Raw genomic sequence first — 16,743 nt, 5'->3', positions numbered from 1 at the left:
CCCCTTCTCCCGCTGCCCCTCTCCTCTCCTCCCCTCCCCCGCCCGACCGAGACCTACCCCGTGCGAGGGAGGGCGCAAGACCGCTCGTTGCGGCGATTCGCCGCGTGCGGGTCGGGGGTGACTCTGAGGGCGACCCGGAACCCGCCCACGGAGGAGGCAGAGCCATGCTGGCTGCCCTCGCTCGTACCGCCACCCGGCGCCCCAAGACCGTCGTTCTCGTCTGGCTCCTTCTCCTGGTCCTGGGCTTCGGCTTCGGTACCCGCGTGTTCGGCGATCTGACCTCGTCGGTCGAGGACGTCCCCGGCAGCGAGTCGGTCGTCGCCGCAGAGCGCTTGGACGAACTCACGCCCTACGGCGACGACTTCAACGCCGTCGTGTCGGGACCCGCCGTCGACACCCCGCGGCTCCGCGCCCAGGTGGGCGACGCGATCGCCGAGGTACGGCGGCAGCCCGGCATCGCGCACGTTCCGGACCCGTACACCACGCGGGGTCTGGTCGCCGGGGACGGCAAGGCCCTGCTCATCCCCGTCACCCTCAAGGGCGGCCTCGACGACGACGCCGAGGAGGAGGCGACCGGCGACGCGGCCGACCGCATCCGTGAGATCACCGCGGGCGACGTGGCGGTGAGCGGCGGTCCGCTGCTCGGCGAGCAGATGGGCGGCAGGGCCCAGGAGGACGTCGCACGGGCCGAGTTGATCACCCTGCCCGCCGTACTCCTCGTCCTGCTGCTCATCTTCGGCGGGCTGCGGGCCGCCGGGCTCCCCCTCCTGGTCACCGTGAGCGGAGTGGCCGGTGCCTTCCTGACGCTCTACGGCTTCAGCCAGTTCACCGAGATCTCCGTCTACGCCGTCCAGATCGTCACGATGCTCGGCCTCGGTCTCGCCGTCGACTACGCGCTCCTGATGGTGATCCGCTTCCGCGAGGAGCGGGGGAAGGCAGTGGGGCGGGGGAAGGCAGTGGAGCGGGGGAAAGCGGGCGGTGTGGCGCAGGCCGTGCACGCGACCGTCGCCCACGCCGGACGCACCGTCCTCTTCTCCGGCCTGACGGTGGCCATCAGCCTGTCGGGGCTCGTCTGGTTCCCCAGCCCGTTCCTGCGCAGCATGGGCCTCGCGGCCAGTGCGGTGGTCGTCGTCGACATGCTGGCGGCGCTGACGCTGCTGCCCGCGCTGCTCGCCCTGTTCGGCGGCAGGATCGCACCCGCGGGCACGAAGTCCCGTACGCGTAAACGGCTTTGGCGGCCTCGCGGGTCCGCTGCCGAACCCGGCGCCTTCTTCGCCCGGCTCGCGCTCTTCTCCGCCCGGCGCCCGGTGGCCGTCGCCACCACCGTCGTCGCCGTGCTCACTCTCCTCGCGCTGCCCGCCTTCGGGATGCGGATCAACATCGGGGACGCGCGACAGCTCCCGCACGACACCGAGGCGCGGCAGCTGTACGACACCGTGCGCGAGCACTATCCGGCCGGGGCGGACACCGACCCCGTCAAGGTGCTTGTCGGGGCGGGCACCGATCCAGGCACCGTGGCCGGTATCCGTGCCCTGCCCGGCATCAGGTCCGCCGACAGCGAGCGGCTCCCCGACGGGACGGTGCTGCTTCAGCTGACCCCCAAGGGGTCGGTCGACGGTCCCGACGCCACCCGGATCGTGGAGCGGGTACGTGACCTGCGCGGGGACGAGCCCGTCCGGGTCACCGGCAACGCCGCGGGCCTCGTCGACTTCCGCTCGATGCTCGCCGAGCGCGCTCCGTGGGCCGTACTCACCGTCCTTGTCGCCCTGTTCGCCCTGCTCTTCGCCTTCACCGGATCACTGCTGCTGCCGCTGCGTACGCTCGCCACCACCCTGCTCAGCCTGGGCGCCGCGCTCGGCGTCGTGGTGTGGGTGTTCCAGGACGGGCACTGGGCGGGGCTGCTCGGCAGCGAGGGGCTCGGGGCGCTGAGTCTGACCGCGCCGCCGCTGATCATCGCGATCGCGTTCGGGCTCGCGATGGACTACGAGCTGTTCATCCTGTCCCGGATGCGGGAGACCTGGCTGGAGACCGGCGACCACCGTGCCGCCACCGTCGAGGGCCTGCGCCGCTCGGGGCGTGTCGTCAGTTGTGCGGCGCTGCTGCTCGCGATCGTCTTCGGCGGCTTCATGACCGGCGGCTTCGCACCGATCCTGCAGATCGGGCTCGGTCTGACGCTGGCCGTGCTCATCGACGCGACCCTGGTCCGGATGTTCCTCGTCCCGGCGACGATGACGCTGCTCGGCAGGCGCGCCTGGTGGGCGCCGGCGCGGATGCGCAGGCTCCACGAGTGGTACGGGCTGCGCGAGGAGATGCCGGTGGCGGACGATCCCGTACCGGTCGGGCAGGGGGACGGCCGAGCGGTCAGGCAAGCACCACCCAGTCCATGACCAGGGCGGCCACCAGGCCGACGGCGAGCAGATAGCTGCCGAGCCGGGTCCGTCCGCGCCTGCTGAGTTCGATCACCAGGCCGCAGAGGACGAGCAGCAGCCCGTACACCCCCACGACCAGGACGGACGACCGGCTCGCCAGGCGCACGGCGAGCACCACGGCCGCCGCGGCCATCAACACCGAGGCCGCGGCGATCCGTATGCGCCGGGCCTGGCGCGGCGTGAGGCCTGCCCGGCCTGCCCCCATCTGGTCTGACGTGCTCATGGTTCAGGATCGTAATCGACCAGACCGGTGGCCATTGCAAGGATCGGCGGGACGGGTCCGTTCCCTCTGCCGCTCACGCCCGTAGATAGGCCAGGACCGCGAGCACCCTGCGGTGGGTTCCGTCTCCGGGCGGCAGGTCCAGTTTGCCGAGAATGTTGCCGATGTGTTTGCCCACCGCGGCCTCGCTGACGACGAGTTCGGCGGCGATCGCGGCGTTCGATCTGCCCTCGGCGACCAGGCCGAGCACTTCGCGCTCGCGCGGCGTGAGCTGCTCCAGGGGATCGCGGCGGCGCCTGAGCAACTGCCGTACGACCTCCGGGTCCACGACCGTGCCGCCGCCCGCCACCTGCGTCACCGCGTCGGCGAACTGCTCGACCTGGCCCACGCGGTCCTTGAGCAGATAGCCCACGCCGGTGCCGTCGCCGGTGTCCAAAAGCTCGGCTGCGTAGGAACGCTGCACGTACTGACTGAGCACCAGGACCGGCAACCCGGGCCGCTCGGCGCGCAGCGCGAGGGCGGCGCGCAGACCCTCGTCCTGGAAGGAGGGCGGCATGCGTACGTCGGTGAGGACGAGGTCAGGGGCGTGTGCGTCGACGGCGGCGCGCAGCCCCTGTGCGTCACCGAGCGCGGCGGGCACCTCGTGGCCGAAGCGGGTGAGCAGGCCGACGAGCCCTTCGCGGAGCAGCACGCTGTCTTCGGCGACGACGATCCTCAGTCTTCGGGGCTCTGCTGGTGCTGGGCTCGGCACGGGATCTCCACGGACAGTACGGTCGGGCCGCCGGGCGGGCTGGTGACCGTCAGTGTGCCATCGAGCACCGCGAGGCGGTCCGCCAGGCCGGTCAGACCGGTGCCGCGGGCGGGGTCCGCGCCGCCCTTGCCCTCGTCGCTGACGTCGATGCGGAGGGTGTCGTGGTGGTGGCGCGCGCTGATGTGCGCGCGGGGCGCGCCGCTGTGGCGGGCGATGTTGGTGAGGGCTTCGCGGGTGGTGAAGTACCCGGCTGCCTCGACGGATTCGGGGAGACGGGGCAGGCCGTCCAGATCGGTGTCGACGGGGATCGGGGAGCGGTCGGCGGCGTCCTCGACGGCGGCGGCGAGGCCGTAGTCGACGAGGACTTGGGGGTGGATGCCGCGGATGAGTTCGCGCAGTTCCTTCAGGACGTTCCCCGCCTCGTCGTGTGCCTTGGCGAGTTGGGCGGCGAGTTCGCTTCCGGGGGTGGCGTCGAGCCTGGCCAGGCCCAGGGTCATGGTCAGCGCGACGAGCCGCTGCTGGGCTCCGTCGTGCAAGTCCCGCTCGATGCGCCTGCGTTCGGCTTCGAAGGCGTCGACGAGGCGGGCCCTGGAGCGGGTCACTTCCGCCAGCTGGGTGGTCAGCTCGGCCTCGCGCGGGGCGAGCAGGAGGCGGGCCAGGGCGGCGCGGGCGGTGGCGTAGGCGCCGAGGGGGTAGAGCAGCGGGGCGAGCAGGGCGAGGCCGAGGAGGGCGGTGGCGAAGGCGTGCGGGTAGTCGCCGACCAGCCAGAGCTTGGCCGCGCGTATCTCGCCGCCGTCCAGGGCGAGTTGGACGGGGGTCGCCATCAGGACGGCGGGGGCGCCGACGGTGCAGGCCAGGACGAGCAGGTCCATGGGCCACAGGACGAGGGCGAGCAGCGCGGTGTACGCGAGCTCCCGCCAGGTCGCCTGCTCCTTGACCCGCAGCTTGAACCAGGCAGGGATGCCGGGGGCTTCGGGGGTGCGGTGGGGAGTGGGGGCGGGGGTCGCCGGGTCGACGAGGCGGAGCCTGCGGCGTTCCAGGGCGGCGACGGGGATGCCGGCGAGGCCGAGGAGGGCGAGCAGGGGGAGCCCTACGAGCACGACGGCGAGGGCAGCCCCGAGGACGGCTGCCACCAGGCCGCCCACGAGCACGACCACCCCGAGCACGACACCCCCGAGGAGGTAAGCGACTCCCCTCCAGGGCGCACTGCTCCTCAGATACCTACGCCCCCGCAGCCCCACCCACACACCTTCACTGACCATGGGGTCACGGTATGCCGGGGGGGGAAGTCTCCCTTCCCCCGTTTGTTCGTCCACGGTCTGATGCGGGGCAATCGGGCGGGTGGGCGGGAGAGGCTTGTCCCGCAGGGACAGACCTAGCCGGGGAGAAGGCCCTCGCGGGACTGGGCGCGGTACTGGGCCAGGAGCGCGGACTCGTCCGCCGGGGTAAGCGGGCGATAGGCACCCGCCCCAGGGCACCACCACACAGGGTCCCCACAGCGAAATCCCTCCCGCCGAAGCACCGCCCGCGCCACCTTGTTGGTGGCAGTCACCGGCATCCGCCGGACCACCCGTACGAAGCGGGGCGCCATCTTCGTACCCAGGTCCGGCTGGGAGAGGAGGAACTCGGCGAAGGCGAGGGGATCGAACGCGCCCCCCTCCCGCGGCGCGACCGCGGCCATCACCTGATCCCCCGCCACAGGATCCGGCACCGCGTACACCGCCACCGCCGCCGCCCCCTCCCACCGCGCGAGGATGTTCTCGATCACCGCCGCCGCCAGGTTCTCGCTGTCCACCCGCAGCCGGTCGTCGGTGCGCCCCGCGAAGTAGAAGAACCCCTCCGCGTCGCGGTAGAAGAGGTCCCCCGTCCAGTACCACCCGTCCCGCAGCCGCGCCGCGTCCGCCTCCGCGTTGCGCCAGTACCCCTCGAAGGGCGCCCGCCCCTTGTTCACCAACTCCCCTATCGCCGCATCCCCGTTCAGCAGCCGCCCGTCCGCATCGAAGGAGCCCGGCGGGCACTCCTCCCGCGTACCGGAATCCACCACCGCGAGATCGCTCCCCGGCACCGCGAGGCCGATCGCCCCGGCGGGCGTACCCGGCGTCCGCTGGATCGCCGCGCCCCCCTCCGAAGACCCGTACCCCTCGACGAGCCGCACCCCGAACCGCTTCTCGAACCGCGCCGCGTCCACCGCCCCGGCCTCGGTGCCGAAGCCCAACAGCAGGGGGTTCGACGTGTCGTCGGGCCGCTCCGGCGTGGCAAGGACGTACTGCACCGCCCGGCCCACATACGTGAAGTACGTCGCCCCGTAAGCCCGTACGTCGTCCAGGAACGCCGAAGCCGAGAAGCGCCGCCGCAGCGCCACCCCCGCCCCCGCGGCGAGCGCGGGCGCCCAGTCCGCGATCACCGCGTTGCCGTGGAACATGGGCATGCAGATGTAGTGGACCCCGTCCGGGCCGAGGCTGAAGTGGCTGACCAGGGACTGGCCCGCGGCCGCCAGACGGCCCTGGGTGCAGATCGCGGCTTTGGGCGCCCCGGTCGATCCCGAGGTGAAGTAGAGGAGCATGCGGCTCGCCGGAGTCACCGTTCCCGATATCTCCGGGCGCGCGTCCGCGTAGGGCGCGAGGAGCTCCGCGTAGGCGCCGGTGTCCGTCACCAGGATGCGTACGCCCGGCAGTTCGAGGCCGTCGAGGAGCGCCAGGTGCGCCCGCTGCGTGATCAGGACGCGGCAGTCGGTGTGCACGATGTCACGGGCCAGTTCGGCGCCCCTGCGCGTGGGGTTGATCCCCGCCACCGCCGCCCCCGCGAGCGCCGCCGCGCTCAGCCACAGGGGGTATTCGGGGGTGTTGTCGAGCAGGACGCCGACATGGGGCTCGGCGCCTCTCGGCAGCAGGTCGGCCAAGAGCGCCGCCCTCGCCGACGCGCCCGCGGCGACTTGGTGGTGGGTCAGCTCCTGGTCCTCGAAGCGCAGTCCGGGGCGGTGGTCGCCCCAGCGTGCCACTACGAGTTCCGCGACGGTGCTCCCGGTGGACTCCATGGCCGCGCACCATAATTGATGGACCGTCAGATAGGGAGAGCGACTACGGGAGATCCGACCCGAACAAGTCGTTCGCCGTCACCACGAAGAAGACGCAGAAGGCCAGCGCGACGCCGAGGAAGCAGAGCAGCCCGACCGTACCCACCGCGTTCTTGACGGGGCTCGGCGCGTGCGCCGTGGCTTTCTCGGGGCGGCCGGCCGCGTAGTGCACGGTGACGAAGTCGCCCTCGACGGTCGCGGCGGGGCCGTTCTCCTCCTCGAACCTGACGGGGCGGCCCGCGGGCGGCGTGAACTCGTAGACGTGGTGCTGCGTCGTGGTGGTGTGGCCGCTGTCGCTGTTGCGGCTGGTCGTGGTGTACGTGCGCAGGCAGCGCGCCTCCGCCGTCAGGCCGCTTGCCCACGCCTGCCGAAGCTCCAGGGAGCGCCTGACCACCTTGACCGCCATCGCGATCACCACCGCGGCGATGAGTGCGGGCACCACGTAGAACATGAACTCCATGACTGTCCCCCGATAGTCGAGTCGGCGGCGTGCACGTATTGCCGTGCCGCCGTTCCGCGCACACCGTCCTGGTCGTGGACGGTGTGCGCAGAACCTACCCGCGGGATGAGCCGTGGAGCCTCAAGCCCTGCTCAGAACTTGACGTCGGAGCAGGCGTAGAACGCGTTCGCCGTGTCGTGGACCGTCCACACCGCGACGATCACGTGGTGGCCGCTTCTGCCGCCGGGGATCGTTCCGGAGTGCGAGAGCGTGGCGGGCGGCTGCTGTCCGTTGTAGGGGACATTGAGGAACGGGGTCGTTTCGAGGGCGGCCCGCGTGATCGGCTTGCTCTCGTCCCAGCCCTGCTTGGTGATGAAGTACTTGAAGTCGGTGGTGCGGTGACGTGCCGTGAACTGCCAGCGGAAGCTGTAGTTCTGACCGGCGCTGACACTGGTCGTCGGCCAGGCGCCGCCGCCCGGTGCCTTCGGCTGGTTGAGCGTGTCGAAGCCGCTGACGCCCGCCGAGCAGATCTTCCCGTCGGCCGGTCCGGCCGCCGGGAAGCCCTTTGGGCCCTCGACGCTCTGCGGCTCGTACTGGATGGAACCGCAGCCGCTCACCGTGCCGTTGGAACAGTTGATCTGGCGGCTGGCCGGCAGATCGGTGTAGCCGTGACCGCTCGCGCCACCGGACGAGAGCGCGAGGGCCCCGACCGTCGTGGCGCCGAGCATGGCCGCGTACATCTTCTTGTTTCGCATGCTGCCGCTCCAGGGGAAACGTGGGGATTCCGTGAGCCGTGCGCGCGCCGCGGCACCACGCCGCTGCGGGTGCAGGGGCGCGGTGAATGCAGTGAGTTCTGCGGTCTAGACCAAGCTCAGATTATTGCCGGTAGTTGAACATGTCCATACCAATCGTGGAGACGATCCGATCGCAGCGACGGCGCGATTTCTCCACGAGGTCACCGTTGGGGCCGTCGTTCGTCGCCACCCACGCGGCCGCCCCGTCGGCCGTCCGACCGCCCGCCAACTGCCGCTCGACGAGGCGCACTTGACGTACCTCCGCAGGTGCCTCCACGTACCAGCACTCATTCATCAGTCGCCGCGCGTCGCGCCAGCCGGGCAGATCGCAGGCCAGATAGTTCCCCTCGGTCACGACGAGGCGGGCCGTCGGCGGGACCAGGTGCCGGGCGGCGATCGGCTCGTGGAGGGTGCGGTCGTAATCGGGTACGTAGATGTCGTGGCCGGTGTCCCGGAGGACCCGGGTGAGGAGCGCGACGTATCCCAGGACGTCGAAGCTCGGCTCCGAACCCTTGCGGGAGGTGAGGGAGAGCCGCTCCAGCTGGTCATTGGAGAGGTGGAAGCCGTCCAGCGGCAGATACGCGGCGCTCTCGCCGATGGTCTCCACCAGTGCCCGCGCGAACGTCGACTTGCCCGCGCCGGGCGGCCCCGCGATCCCGAGGAGGGTGCGGGGCCGGTCGGCGGTCAGTCGTCGGGCGTCCCTCGCGAGGTCCGCGAGAGCGGGGGCGTGCCCGGGGGCGTGGTCATCGGTCTCCATGCCCCGTATAGAACGCCACCGTCAGGTCCTTGACCAAGGCCTTGCGCTCGTAGTCGTCGAGCTCGACGAGTCCGCGGGTGGTCAGCCGGGTCACCGTGTCCTCGACGGAGTCCACCACCGAGGTCAGCACGCTGTCGCGGTGCTTGGCGTCCAGGGCGGCGACCCGGCGCAGGCGCATGGTGTCGGCGATCTCGGGGGCGTACTCGATACGGGTCGGCTGGGCCGAGAAGATCTGGACGCCCACCGACTCGGTCTCCGCCGCGAGCATCCGGGTCAGCGCGTCGCCGACGGCCTCCGCGTCGCGCAGGGTCGGGGTGTCGTCGTGGAAGGCGTCGGCGGGCAGCCGGGACAGGACGCGTGCGGTCGCCGCCTCGACGCACTCGCGCAGATACTCCTGGTGGTCGGCGACCCCGAGCGTCGCCCGCGCCGCGTCCTTGACCCGCCACACGACGAGGACGACGACCCGCAGCGCGACCCCGCCCCGGTCCACCGCGGGCATCGGCTCGCTGCGCCAGTGCCGCAGGCGTACGTCGACACGGCGGCGCAGGAGGAGCGGGTTGACCCACATCAGACCGGTCCTGCGGACGCTGCCGCGGTAGCGCCCGAAGAGGGTGAGCACCCACGCCGTGCCGACCCGGCCGCGGGCCAGGCCCCCGAAGCCGAACAGCGCGAGCGCGCCCGATCCGGCGAGCGAGGCCCACTGCGCGAGACCGAGCCCGGCGTACGGGTCGTAGCCGTCGGGGCGGGGCAGCCCGGCCGCCTGCGCCACCGCCTCGGGCAGCACTCCGGCCCACCACAGCGCGGCCGCGCATCCGGCGACTCCCGAGGACCCGCCGAGCACGCCGACCATGCCGGGCAGCACGCGGGCCGGCCGCTCGCCGAGCGCGGGGTCGACGTCGGGGAGCGGGCGGGCCACCGGGGCCGCTGCCGCTGCCGCTGCCGCCGCGGGGCGCCGGGCGGTGCGGGGCTGCTCGCCCGTGCCCTGCCGGCGCCGCACCACGGCGGGCGACAGCGAGACTCCGGGGTCGGCGGGGTCGTCGCGGAAGAGCAGGTGGATGGGGATCTCGGTGGTGGCCTCGCTCTGGATCAGGCGCGGCGAACGGGCGGCCGGCTCCGGGGCGCCCGCGATCTGCGGGTCCTCCGGCTGGGGCGCCTGTGACCGTGATGCCGCTGTCGCACTCATCCTTGCCTCCGCCTCATACGTGCCTCTGCGTCATACGTGCCTGGGTCTCATTGGTGCCCGGGTCTCACGAGTGCTCGGGGCTCATTCGTGACCGGGTCTCATACATGCCGGGGTTACGTTCGTGCCGGGGTTACGTTCGTGCCCGGGTCTCATACGTGCCCGTGTCTCACGCGTGCCGCTCCGCTCGCGGCGTTCATGCGAACAATCGCCGCCACGTCTCCGGGCCCGGATAGCCGTCCGCCGCCGCGCCCCGCCAGCCCTGGGACCGCTGGAACGCCTCGACGTTGCGGCGGTCGCTCTCGCTCCACTGCGGGCCGGGGCCCCGGGCGTAGTGCTTGCCGAAGCCCTTCTTCACCAGCTGTCTGCCGAGTTTCTCCACGGACGGGCTGGACTGGCCGGGGCGGAACACCCCGCTGCCGGGGTACGCCGGAGCCCGGCCCTGGCTGCCGCCCGCGCCCGCTCCCGCGCGCGGGATGTCGCGGCCCTTGCCTGTCATCAGGTACGACCAGGTCGCGGGGCCCGGCAGACCGTCCGCGTCCTTGCCCTTCCAGCCCTGCGCAAGCTGGAACGCCTGCGTGGCCCTGCGGTCCGCGTCGGTCCAGCGCGGGCCGGGACCAGACGTGTAGAAGCGGCCGCCTCCCCTTTTGACCAGGGCCTTGCCCAGCTGGGTGACGTACTTGTTGTTCGCGCCGGGACCGAACGACCCCGCACCGGGATAGGCCGCACCCGTACTCGGCCGCGCGCCGCCGGGAGCGCCGCCCGTCACACCCTTGTAGCGGTAGGCCAGATAGCGGCTCCCATTACTCCAATAGGCATAGGGAGTCGTCTGCTTACGGGCGTGCGGACGGGTCTGCTCGTACGCGATGTATTGCGTACGAGCGGTATTCGCCCAACCGGCGAAAATGGTGACGTGCGACCCCTTCTCGGGGTTCGCGGGATTGTGGAAGAGAAGCATGTCGCCGGGCTGCAGCTGCTCCTTCGTAATGCGCACCCCGTACTTGGCGAGGCTGCCGGTCCATTCATTGCCGCCGAGGTTCCAGGCCATGGAGACAAAGCCCGAGCAGTCCTGCCGGTAGCCGTCGGTCCAGTACTTGCTCATGCTGTACGGCACCTTCGCCGCGACCCACGTCGCGGCCCGGGCGAGGATCGCGGTCCGGGTCATCGGCCGCGGCGCCGCCTCCGTGGGCCCCGGAGTGCCCGACGCGCCCGGCGCCCCGTGCAGCCCGCTCGTGCCGCCCTGCGGAGTGCCGGGACCGGGGTCCACCCGCGCATCCGCCCCCGGAGTCGCCCCCGGGTCCGCCCCCGGATCCTCGTCCGAAGGAGCCCCCGGCACCACACCCGGCGGCCCCGCCGGACGCTGCCCGGCATCGGGCGCCGCTGCCGCCGGAAGCACCTGCCCGCCGCCGAGCACGGTGCCCGCCGCCGCGGCGACGACAAGGGCGCGCCGCGCTCCGTGCGCCGCCGGGTGGCCGCCGAGGCTCACGGGAAGCGCATGGGCCATGGCTCGCCGCCGCTGAATGCATCCGGGACAGTCGCAGTCGCTCTCGGGATCGAATTCATCGAATACCGGAGCAACCTCCATGCGATTCCCCTCACACTCAAGGAAAGAATGTCTGCGTCGCATCTGCACAGTCGTCAGCTTCTCAACTGTCGCGCGATATCGCATGTTGACGGTCCGAATGATTGAGCCGCCCGGAATTCACGCCCCCGCCGCTCCCCGGGGCCGCCCCGCCCGCACCCCGGCCCCATGCCGCCCCGGGCCCCCCGGGGCTTCCGGATGGTGCGGAGCACCTGCCCGCGTCCGGTAGAGTTCTCCAGGTCAGCAGGCGCCGCTAGCTCAGTTGGTTAGAGCAGCTGACTCTTAATCAGCGGGTCCGGGGTTCGAGTCCCTGGCGGCGCACAGACAGCGAAAGCCCTCCGTTCACGCGGGGGGCTTTCGTGGTTCCCGCGCCGCATGGATACGCGGCTTCCGCGCCGGGTCGATACCCGTGTCCGTACCGCTACCGTTGCGCCATGGCGCGCGACATACAGGAGCGGATCAAGAAGCTCATCATCGACCAGCGGCTGCCCTCGGGCGCCTCTCTGCCCACCGAGCCCGAACTGATGGAACGCCTCGGCGTCAGTCGGAACTCTGTGCGAGAGGCACTCAAGGCACTCCAGGCGATGGGCATCGTGGAAATCCGGCATGGTTTCGGCACATATGTCGGACCCATGTCAATGGCTCCCATGATCGAGGGCCTCACCTTCCGCACGGTGGCCGGCCACTACCGCGGCGAGGACAGCCTGCTCCAGCTCCTGGAGCTGAGGGAGGCCGTGGAGACCGGGCTCATCGCCCGCCTGGCAGGCCGCATCCCGGCCGCCGACCTCGCCGAACTGGACGCCATCGTGGACCAGATGGACACGGAGACGGCGGCCAAAAACGGCCAGAACGGCCGCCCGGGTGCCGTACAAACCGAAACCGACCGCGCATTTCACGCCACCCTCTACCGCTGCCTGGGCAACCCGCTCCTCGGCGAAGTTCTTGAAGCGTTCTGGGACGCCTTCCACAAAGTACGCACCGATCTGGTGGACGTGCCGCAGGATCCCAAGGTCACCTGCCGTCAGCACCGGGAAATCCTCGACGCGGTCCGATCCGGCGATGTACTGCGGGCCGAGCGGGCGATACGGGAACACTTCGGTAATATTCGAACGCGATTGAGCGCTCCTGTCTCAACAGGTAGCAACAGGTAGCTCAAATCGCTCGTATGACCGGTAAACACCTTGTTTCGCTCTTGCGATCATGGCTAGGGGCGTAGAACCTTGTGCTGGACCCATTGGCTCTCATGAGGCAGGCGGTACGGGGCAGTTGGGGGCCCGGCCGGAGCCCGCGGGAGGAAGGGGCGGGGGTCCCGTTCACGAACAGATGCCGAGGGGGGCATCATGCAACCGGAAGGTAGCCGTTCCATGTCTAAGGGGACGGTGGCCTGTCATTGATGCGTTCGTGAAGGTCGAGGGGAACCGGACCGGACAGAAGGACCAACGAACACGCGGGCGACCGCGTGCGGGGGGATGACTCATGACGTCGACGCCGACGGGCGCCCGGCCGAACGACCCGTCCGAGACGACCCAACTGCGGGTGCCGTCGCACCGGACGGGCGGGTTCAGGCGTATCAAGAAGGCGCTGCCGAGATACGACTACGAGCACTACAGCCGGCTCGCGGGGCCGCTCACGCAGCCCGATCCGAGCAAGCCGTACAAGGTGCAGTACCGTTCTCTGCTCTCGCAGGAGCCGCACCGGATCAGAGCCGCCCTGATGCTGGGCGCCGCGCCGCTGCTCTCGCTCGTGCTGCTCGCCTGGCTGCTGCAGCCGACGCACTGGACGAAGCGCGACTACGTGGCGAACGACTGGCTGCCGACGCTCGACATCGTGATGCTCATATCCATCGGCCTCATCGAGTTCTTCCGCTGCATGAACGTGCTCTCGAACGCGCACGCCACGCTCGTCGCTCGTGACCCGATACCCGTGGTGCCCGAGACCGGCACCCGGGTCGCCTTCCTCACCTCGTTCGTTCCCGGCAAGGAACCCCTCGAGATGGTGACGAAGACACTGGAGGCGGCGGTCCGCATCCGGCACCGCGGCCTGATGCACGTCTGGCTCCTCGACGAGGGCGACGACCCCGCCGTCAAGGAAGTCTGCCAGCGGCTCGGCGTGCACCACTTCTCCCGCAAGGGCGTCGCGAAGTGGAACATGAGCAAGGGCCCGCACCGCGCCAAGACCAAGCACGGCAACTACAACGCCTGGCTCGACGCGCACGGCGACGACTACGACTACTTCGCATCGGTCGACACCGACCACGTCCCGATGCCCAACTACCTCGAGCGGATGCTCGGCTTCTTCCGTGACGAGAACGTCGGCTTCGTCATCGGCCCGCAGGTCTACGGCAACTACGACAACTTCATCACGAAGGCCGCCGAGTCCCAGCAGTTCCTCTTCCACGCCCTGATCCAGCGCGCGGGCAACGCCTACGGCTCCCCCATGTTCGTCGGCACGAGCAACGCCGTACGCATCAGCGCCCTGAAGCAGATCGGCGGTCTGTACGACTCGATCACCGAGGACATGGCGACGGGCTTCGAGATCCACCGCGCCACGAACCCGAAGACCGGCAAGAAGTGGAAGTCGATCTACACCCCGGACGTGCTCGCGGTCGGTGAGGGCCCCAACGCCTGGACGGACTTCTTCACGCAGCAGCTGCGGTGGTCGCGAGGAACGTACGAGACCATCCTCAAGCAGTTCTGGAAGGCGCCGTTCTCGCTGCCGCCCGGCCGGCTCTTCAACTACACGATGATGGTCATCTTCTACCCGATGTCCGCCCTGAACTGGATCCTGGCCGCGCTCTCCTGCGCCCTGTTCCTCGGCATGGGCGCATCCGGCGTGAACATCGACCCGACGATCTGGCTGATGCTGTACGGCAACGCGTCGGCGCTGCAGATCGGCCTCTACATCTGGAACCGCCGCCACAACGTCTCGCCGCACGAGCCCGAGGGCTCCGGCGGTATCGCGGGCATGGTGATGTCGGCGCTCTCCGCGCCGGTCTACGCACGCTCCCTGATGGACGCCGCGCTGCGCCGCAAGAGCAAGTTCGTCGTGACTCCCAAGGGCGATTCGGCCAGCCCGGACACCCTGTTCGGCACGTTCCGGATCCACCTGTTCTTCATCCTGGTCTTCGCCGGCTCCATGGCCGCCGCGTTCGTCTTCGACCACGTCCACCCGGCGATGATCGTCTGGGCCACGTTCGCCCTGCTGATCACGGCCGCGCCGATCTTCGCCTGGCGGTGGGGAATGCGGCAGGACAAGAAGAAGCGCAAGTCGCAGCACCGGGGCGGCCGTTCGGGGCCGCCGTCCGACGGGGGTCCGACGGTGCCGCACCAGCGCGACGGCGATGCCACGGCCCAGCTGCCGCAGACGTACGACGCCCCGCCACAGGGACCGCACGCGCCGCACGCGCCGCAGCAGAAGCCCAGCTGGGCGGCGAACGACCAGACCATGCAGATCGCCCTTGGGGGACGTAAGAAATGAAAGACCGCTCCAGCCGCCGCCGCGCCCGCCGCATTGCGATAGGCGCGGCGGTGGTCATAGCGCTGGCCGGGATGAACGGCCCGTGGCTCTGGCGCGTGGGTTCCGAGAAATACCACGACTACAAGATCAACAAGCCGGAGTACAAGGCCGACAACGGTCACTGGCAGGTCGTGAACTTCCCCGAGGAGTACCGCCAGAACACGATCCACGCGGCGCTCCTGCACACCGGCAAGATCCTCCTGGTCGCGGGCTCCGGCAACAACCAGAAGAACTTCGACGCGAAGAAGTTCGACACCCGGCTGTGGGACCCGGTCAAGAACACGATCAAGAAGATCAAGACGCCCGTCGACCTCTTCTGCACCGGCCACACCCAGCTGGCCAACGGCAATCTGCTCATCGCGGGCGGCACCCAGCGCTACGAGAAGCTCAAGGGCGACATCACCAAGGCCGGCGGCCTGATGGTGGTGCACAACGAAGACCCGGACAATCCGATCACGCTGCCGGCGGGCACGAAGTTCACCGGCAAGAAGAACGGCAAAACGTTCGTGTCGAAGGACCCCGTCGTCGTCGAGCGCGCGAAGAAGGTCTTCGACAAGCAGACCGGCGCGTTCGTGCGCAACGAACCGGGCCTCGGCCGGGTGTACGTGGAAGCGCAGAAGAGCGGCACGAAGTACGAGACGGGCACGCAGGACAACTACCGCGTGCAGGGCCTCAAGGGCTCCGCGACCCGCAACACGTACGGCATCGCGCAGAAGCTCGCCCTGGACAAGAAGGACTTCCAGGGGATCAAGGACTCCTTCGAGTTCGACCCGGTCGCCGAGAAGTACATCAAGGTCGACCCGATGAACGAGGCGCGCTGGTACCCCACGCTGACCACGCTCTCGGACGGCAAGGTGCTCAGCCTCTCCGGCCTCGACGAGATCGGCCAGCTGGTCCCCGGCAAGAACGAGGTCTACGACCCCGAGACCAAGAAGTGGACCTACACCAAGCAGGTCCGCCAGTTCCCGACGTACCCCGCGGTCTTCCAGCTCCAGAGCGGCAGGCTCTTCTACTCGGGCTCGAACGCGGGCTACGGCCCCGACGACGTCGGCCGCAAGCCCGGCACCTGGGACCTGGAGGAGAAGGGCAGCTGGAAGGGGATCCCCGGGATGAGCGACCCGAATCTCCTGGAGACCTCCAACACGGTCGAGCTGCCGCCCGCGCAGGACCAGAAGTACATGGTGATCGGCGGCGGCGGTGTCGGCGAGTCCAAGAAGTCCAGCAAGAAGACCCGCATCGTCGACCTCCTGGACGACGCCCCGAAGTTCGAGGACGGCCCCGAGCTGGAGAAGGGCACCCGCTACCCGCAGGCCTCGACCCTGCCCGATGACACGGTGCTCATATCCGGCGGCTCCGAGGACTACCGCGGCCGCAGTGACTCGAACATCAAGCAGGCGCGGATCTACGACGCCAAGACCGGCAACATGCGGCGGGTCGCGGACCCGGAGGTCGGCCGCAACTACCACTCGGGCTCGATCCTGCTGCCCGACGGCCGCGTGATGTTCTTCGGCTCCGACTCGCTCTACTCGGACAAGGCGAACACCAAGCCGGGCGAGTTCGAGCAGCGCATCGAGATCTACACCCCGCCGTATCTCTACCAGGGCTCGCAGCCGGGGCTCAGCGGCGGTCCGAAGGAGATCAAGCGGGGCGGGTCCGGGACCTTCAAGACCCAGCACGCCTCGTCCATCAAGACGGCCCGCCTGATCCGGCCGAGCGCCTCGACGCACGTCACGGACATCGACCAGACGTCGGTGGCCCTGAACCTGAAGAAGTCGGCGGACGGGGTCACGGTGACGATCCCGAAGGAGAAGAGCCTGGTGGAGTCGGGCTGGTACATGCTCTTCGTGACTGACGACCAGGGGACGCCGAGCAAGGCGAAGTGGGTCCACATCCCGTAGCCCCGCAAGGGGCGCGGGGAACTGCGCGAGCAACCACAAAAGAGCCGCAGTCGCGTCTGCCAGATGATCCGGCAGACGCGACTGCGGCTTTTTGCGCGCTGAGC

General features: G+C 70.1%; 13 protein-coding genes and 1 tRNA gene. 5 read left to right on the top strand and 9 right to left on the bottom strand.

The features are described 5' to 3' along the window. Nucleotides 1-164 precede the first annotated feature (164 nt). Nucleotides 165-2,387: an MMPL family transporter gene (locus ABZ906_RS29765; RefSeq protein ID WP_361387849.1), complete on the top strand. Its 2,223-nt coding sequence runs from the start codon at nucleotides 165-167 to the stop codon at nucleotides 2,385-2,387. Here the strand turns inward: ABZ906_RS29765 and ABZ906_RS29760 are convergent. The 9 genes from ABZ906_RS29760 to ABZ906_RS29720 all read right to left on the bottom strand — a co-directional run bounded on the left by ABZ906_RS29760 (nucleotide 2,362) and on the right by ABZ906_RS29720 (nucleotide 11,228). Continuing rightward, entirely contained in the window at nucleotides 2,362-2,652 is a 291-nt protein-coding gene (locus ABZ906_RS29760; RefSeq protein WP_190080288.1) for a hypothetical protein, read from the bottom strand. The two genes, ABZ906_RS29765 and ABZ906_RS29760, sit on opposite strands and share 26 nt — an antisense overlap. Before the next feature lie 73 nt (nucleotides 2,653-2,725). Continuing rightward, nucleotides 2,726-3,400 carry a response regulator transcription factor gene (locus ABZ906_RS29755; RefSeq protein WP_361387846.1) on the bottom strand — a complete coding sequence of 225 codons (675 nt, stop codon included), beginning with the start codon at nucleotides 3,398-3,400 and terminating at the stop codon, nucleotides 2,726-2,728. After that, on the bottom strand, nucleotides 3,364-4,662 hold the full coding sequence (locus ABZ906_RS29750) for a sensor domain-containing protein (protein ID WP_361387843.1): 1,299 nt from the start codon (nucleotides 4,660-4,662) through the stop codon (nucleotides 3,364-3,366). The genes ABZ906_RS29755 and ABZ906_RS29750 overlap by 37 nt, the downstream gene beginning before the upstream one ends. Nucleotides 4,663-4,775: 113 nt before the next feature. Further along, on the bottom strand, nucleotides 4,776-6,434 hold the full coding sequence (locus ABZ906_RS29745) for an AMP-binding protein (RefSeq protein ID WP_361387840.1): 1,659 nt from the start codon (nucleotides 6,432-6,434) through the stop codon (nucleotides 4,776-4,778). Nucleotides 6,435-6,477: 43 nt separating this feature from the next. Continuing rightward, nucleotides 6,478-6,933 (bottom strand): DUF3592 domain-containing protein, encoded by a 456-nt coding sequence (locus ABZ906_RS29740; protein WP_361387837.1) that lies wholly within the window; start codon nucleotides 6,931-6,933, stop codon nucleotides 6,478-6,480. A 131-nt stretch (nucleotides 6,934-7,064) separates the two neighbouring features. Further along, the gene (locus ABZ906_RS29735) at nucleotides 7,065-7,667 is read right to left on the bottom strand and encodes a lytic polysaccharide monooxygenase (protein WP_361387834.1); all 603 of its coding nucleotides are present in this window, start codon (nucleotides 7,665-7,667) and stop codon (nucleotides 7,065-7,067) included. 121 nt (nucleotides 7,668-7,788) lie between these two features. Next, nucleotides 7,789-8,463, bottom strand: coding sequence for a nucleoside/nucleotide kinase family protein (locus ABZ906_RS29730; protein WP_361387831.1), 675 nt, complete (start codon nucleotides 8,461-8,463; stop codon nucleotides 7,789-7,791). Continuing rightward, complete coding sequence (locus ABZ906_RS29725) at nucleotides 8,450-9,646, bottom strand: SPFH domain-containing protein (protein ID WP_361387828.1); 1,197 nt, start codon at nucleotides 9,644-9,646, stop codon at nucleotides 8,450-8,452. Before ABZ906_RS29725 ends, ABZ906_RS29730 begins: the two co-directional genes overlap by 14 nt. 193 nt (nucleotides 9,647-9,839) lie before the next feature. Further along, entirely contained in the window at nucleotides 9,840-11,228 is a 1,389-nt protein-coding gene (locus ABZ906_RS29720) for a peptidoglycan-binding protein (protein ID WP_361387825.1), read from the bottom strand. Between the two features lie 244 nt (nucleotides 11,229-11,472). Between ABZ906_RS29720 and ABZ906_RS29715 the strand changes: the two genes are divergently transcribed. The 4 genes from ABZ906_RS29715 to ABZ906_RS29700 all read left to right on the top strand — a co-directional run bounded on the left by ABZ906_RS29715 (nucleotide 11,473) and on the right by ABZ906_RS29700 (nucleotide 16,639). After that, nucleotides 11,473-11,546: transfer RNA gene (locus ABZ906_RS29715), tRNA-Lys, on the top strand. 113 nt (nucleotides 11,547-11,659) lie between these two features. After that, nucleotides 11,660-12,376, top strand: a complete 717-nt coding sequence (locus ABZ906_RS29710) for a FadR/GntR family transcriptional regulator (RefSeq protein WP_361186505.1) — start codon at nucleotides 11,660-11,662, stop codon at nucleotides 12,374-12,376. 325 nt (nucleotides 12,377-12,701) lie between these two features. After that, nucleotides 12,702-14,702 carry a glycosyltransferase family 2 protein gene (locus tag ABZ906_RS29705; RefSeq protein ID WP_361387822.1) on the top strand — a complete coding sequence of 667 codons (2,001 nt, stop codon included), beginning with the start codon at nucleotides 12,702-12,704 and terminating at the stop codon, nucleotides 14,700-14,702. Further along, nucleotides 14,699-16,639: a kelch motif-containing protein gene (locus ABZ906_RS29700; RefSeq protein WP_361387819.1), complete on the top strand. Its 1,941-nt coding sequence runs from the start codon at nucleotides 14,699-14,701 to the stop codon at nucleotides 16,637-16,639. The genes ABZ906_RS29705 and ABZ906_RS29700 overlap by 4 nt, the downstream gene beginning before the upstream one ends. Nucleotides 16,640-16,743 lie beyond the last annotated feature (104 nt).

The organism is Streptomyces sp. NPDC046925 (genome assembly GCF_040644915.1).
GTDB lineage: Bacteria > Actinomycetota > Actinomycetes > Streptomycetales > Streptomycetaceae > Streptomyces.
This window is presented reverse-complemented; position numbering and strand designations above follow the sequence as displayed.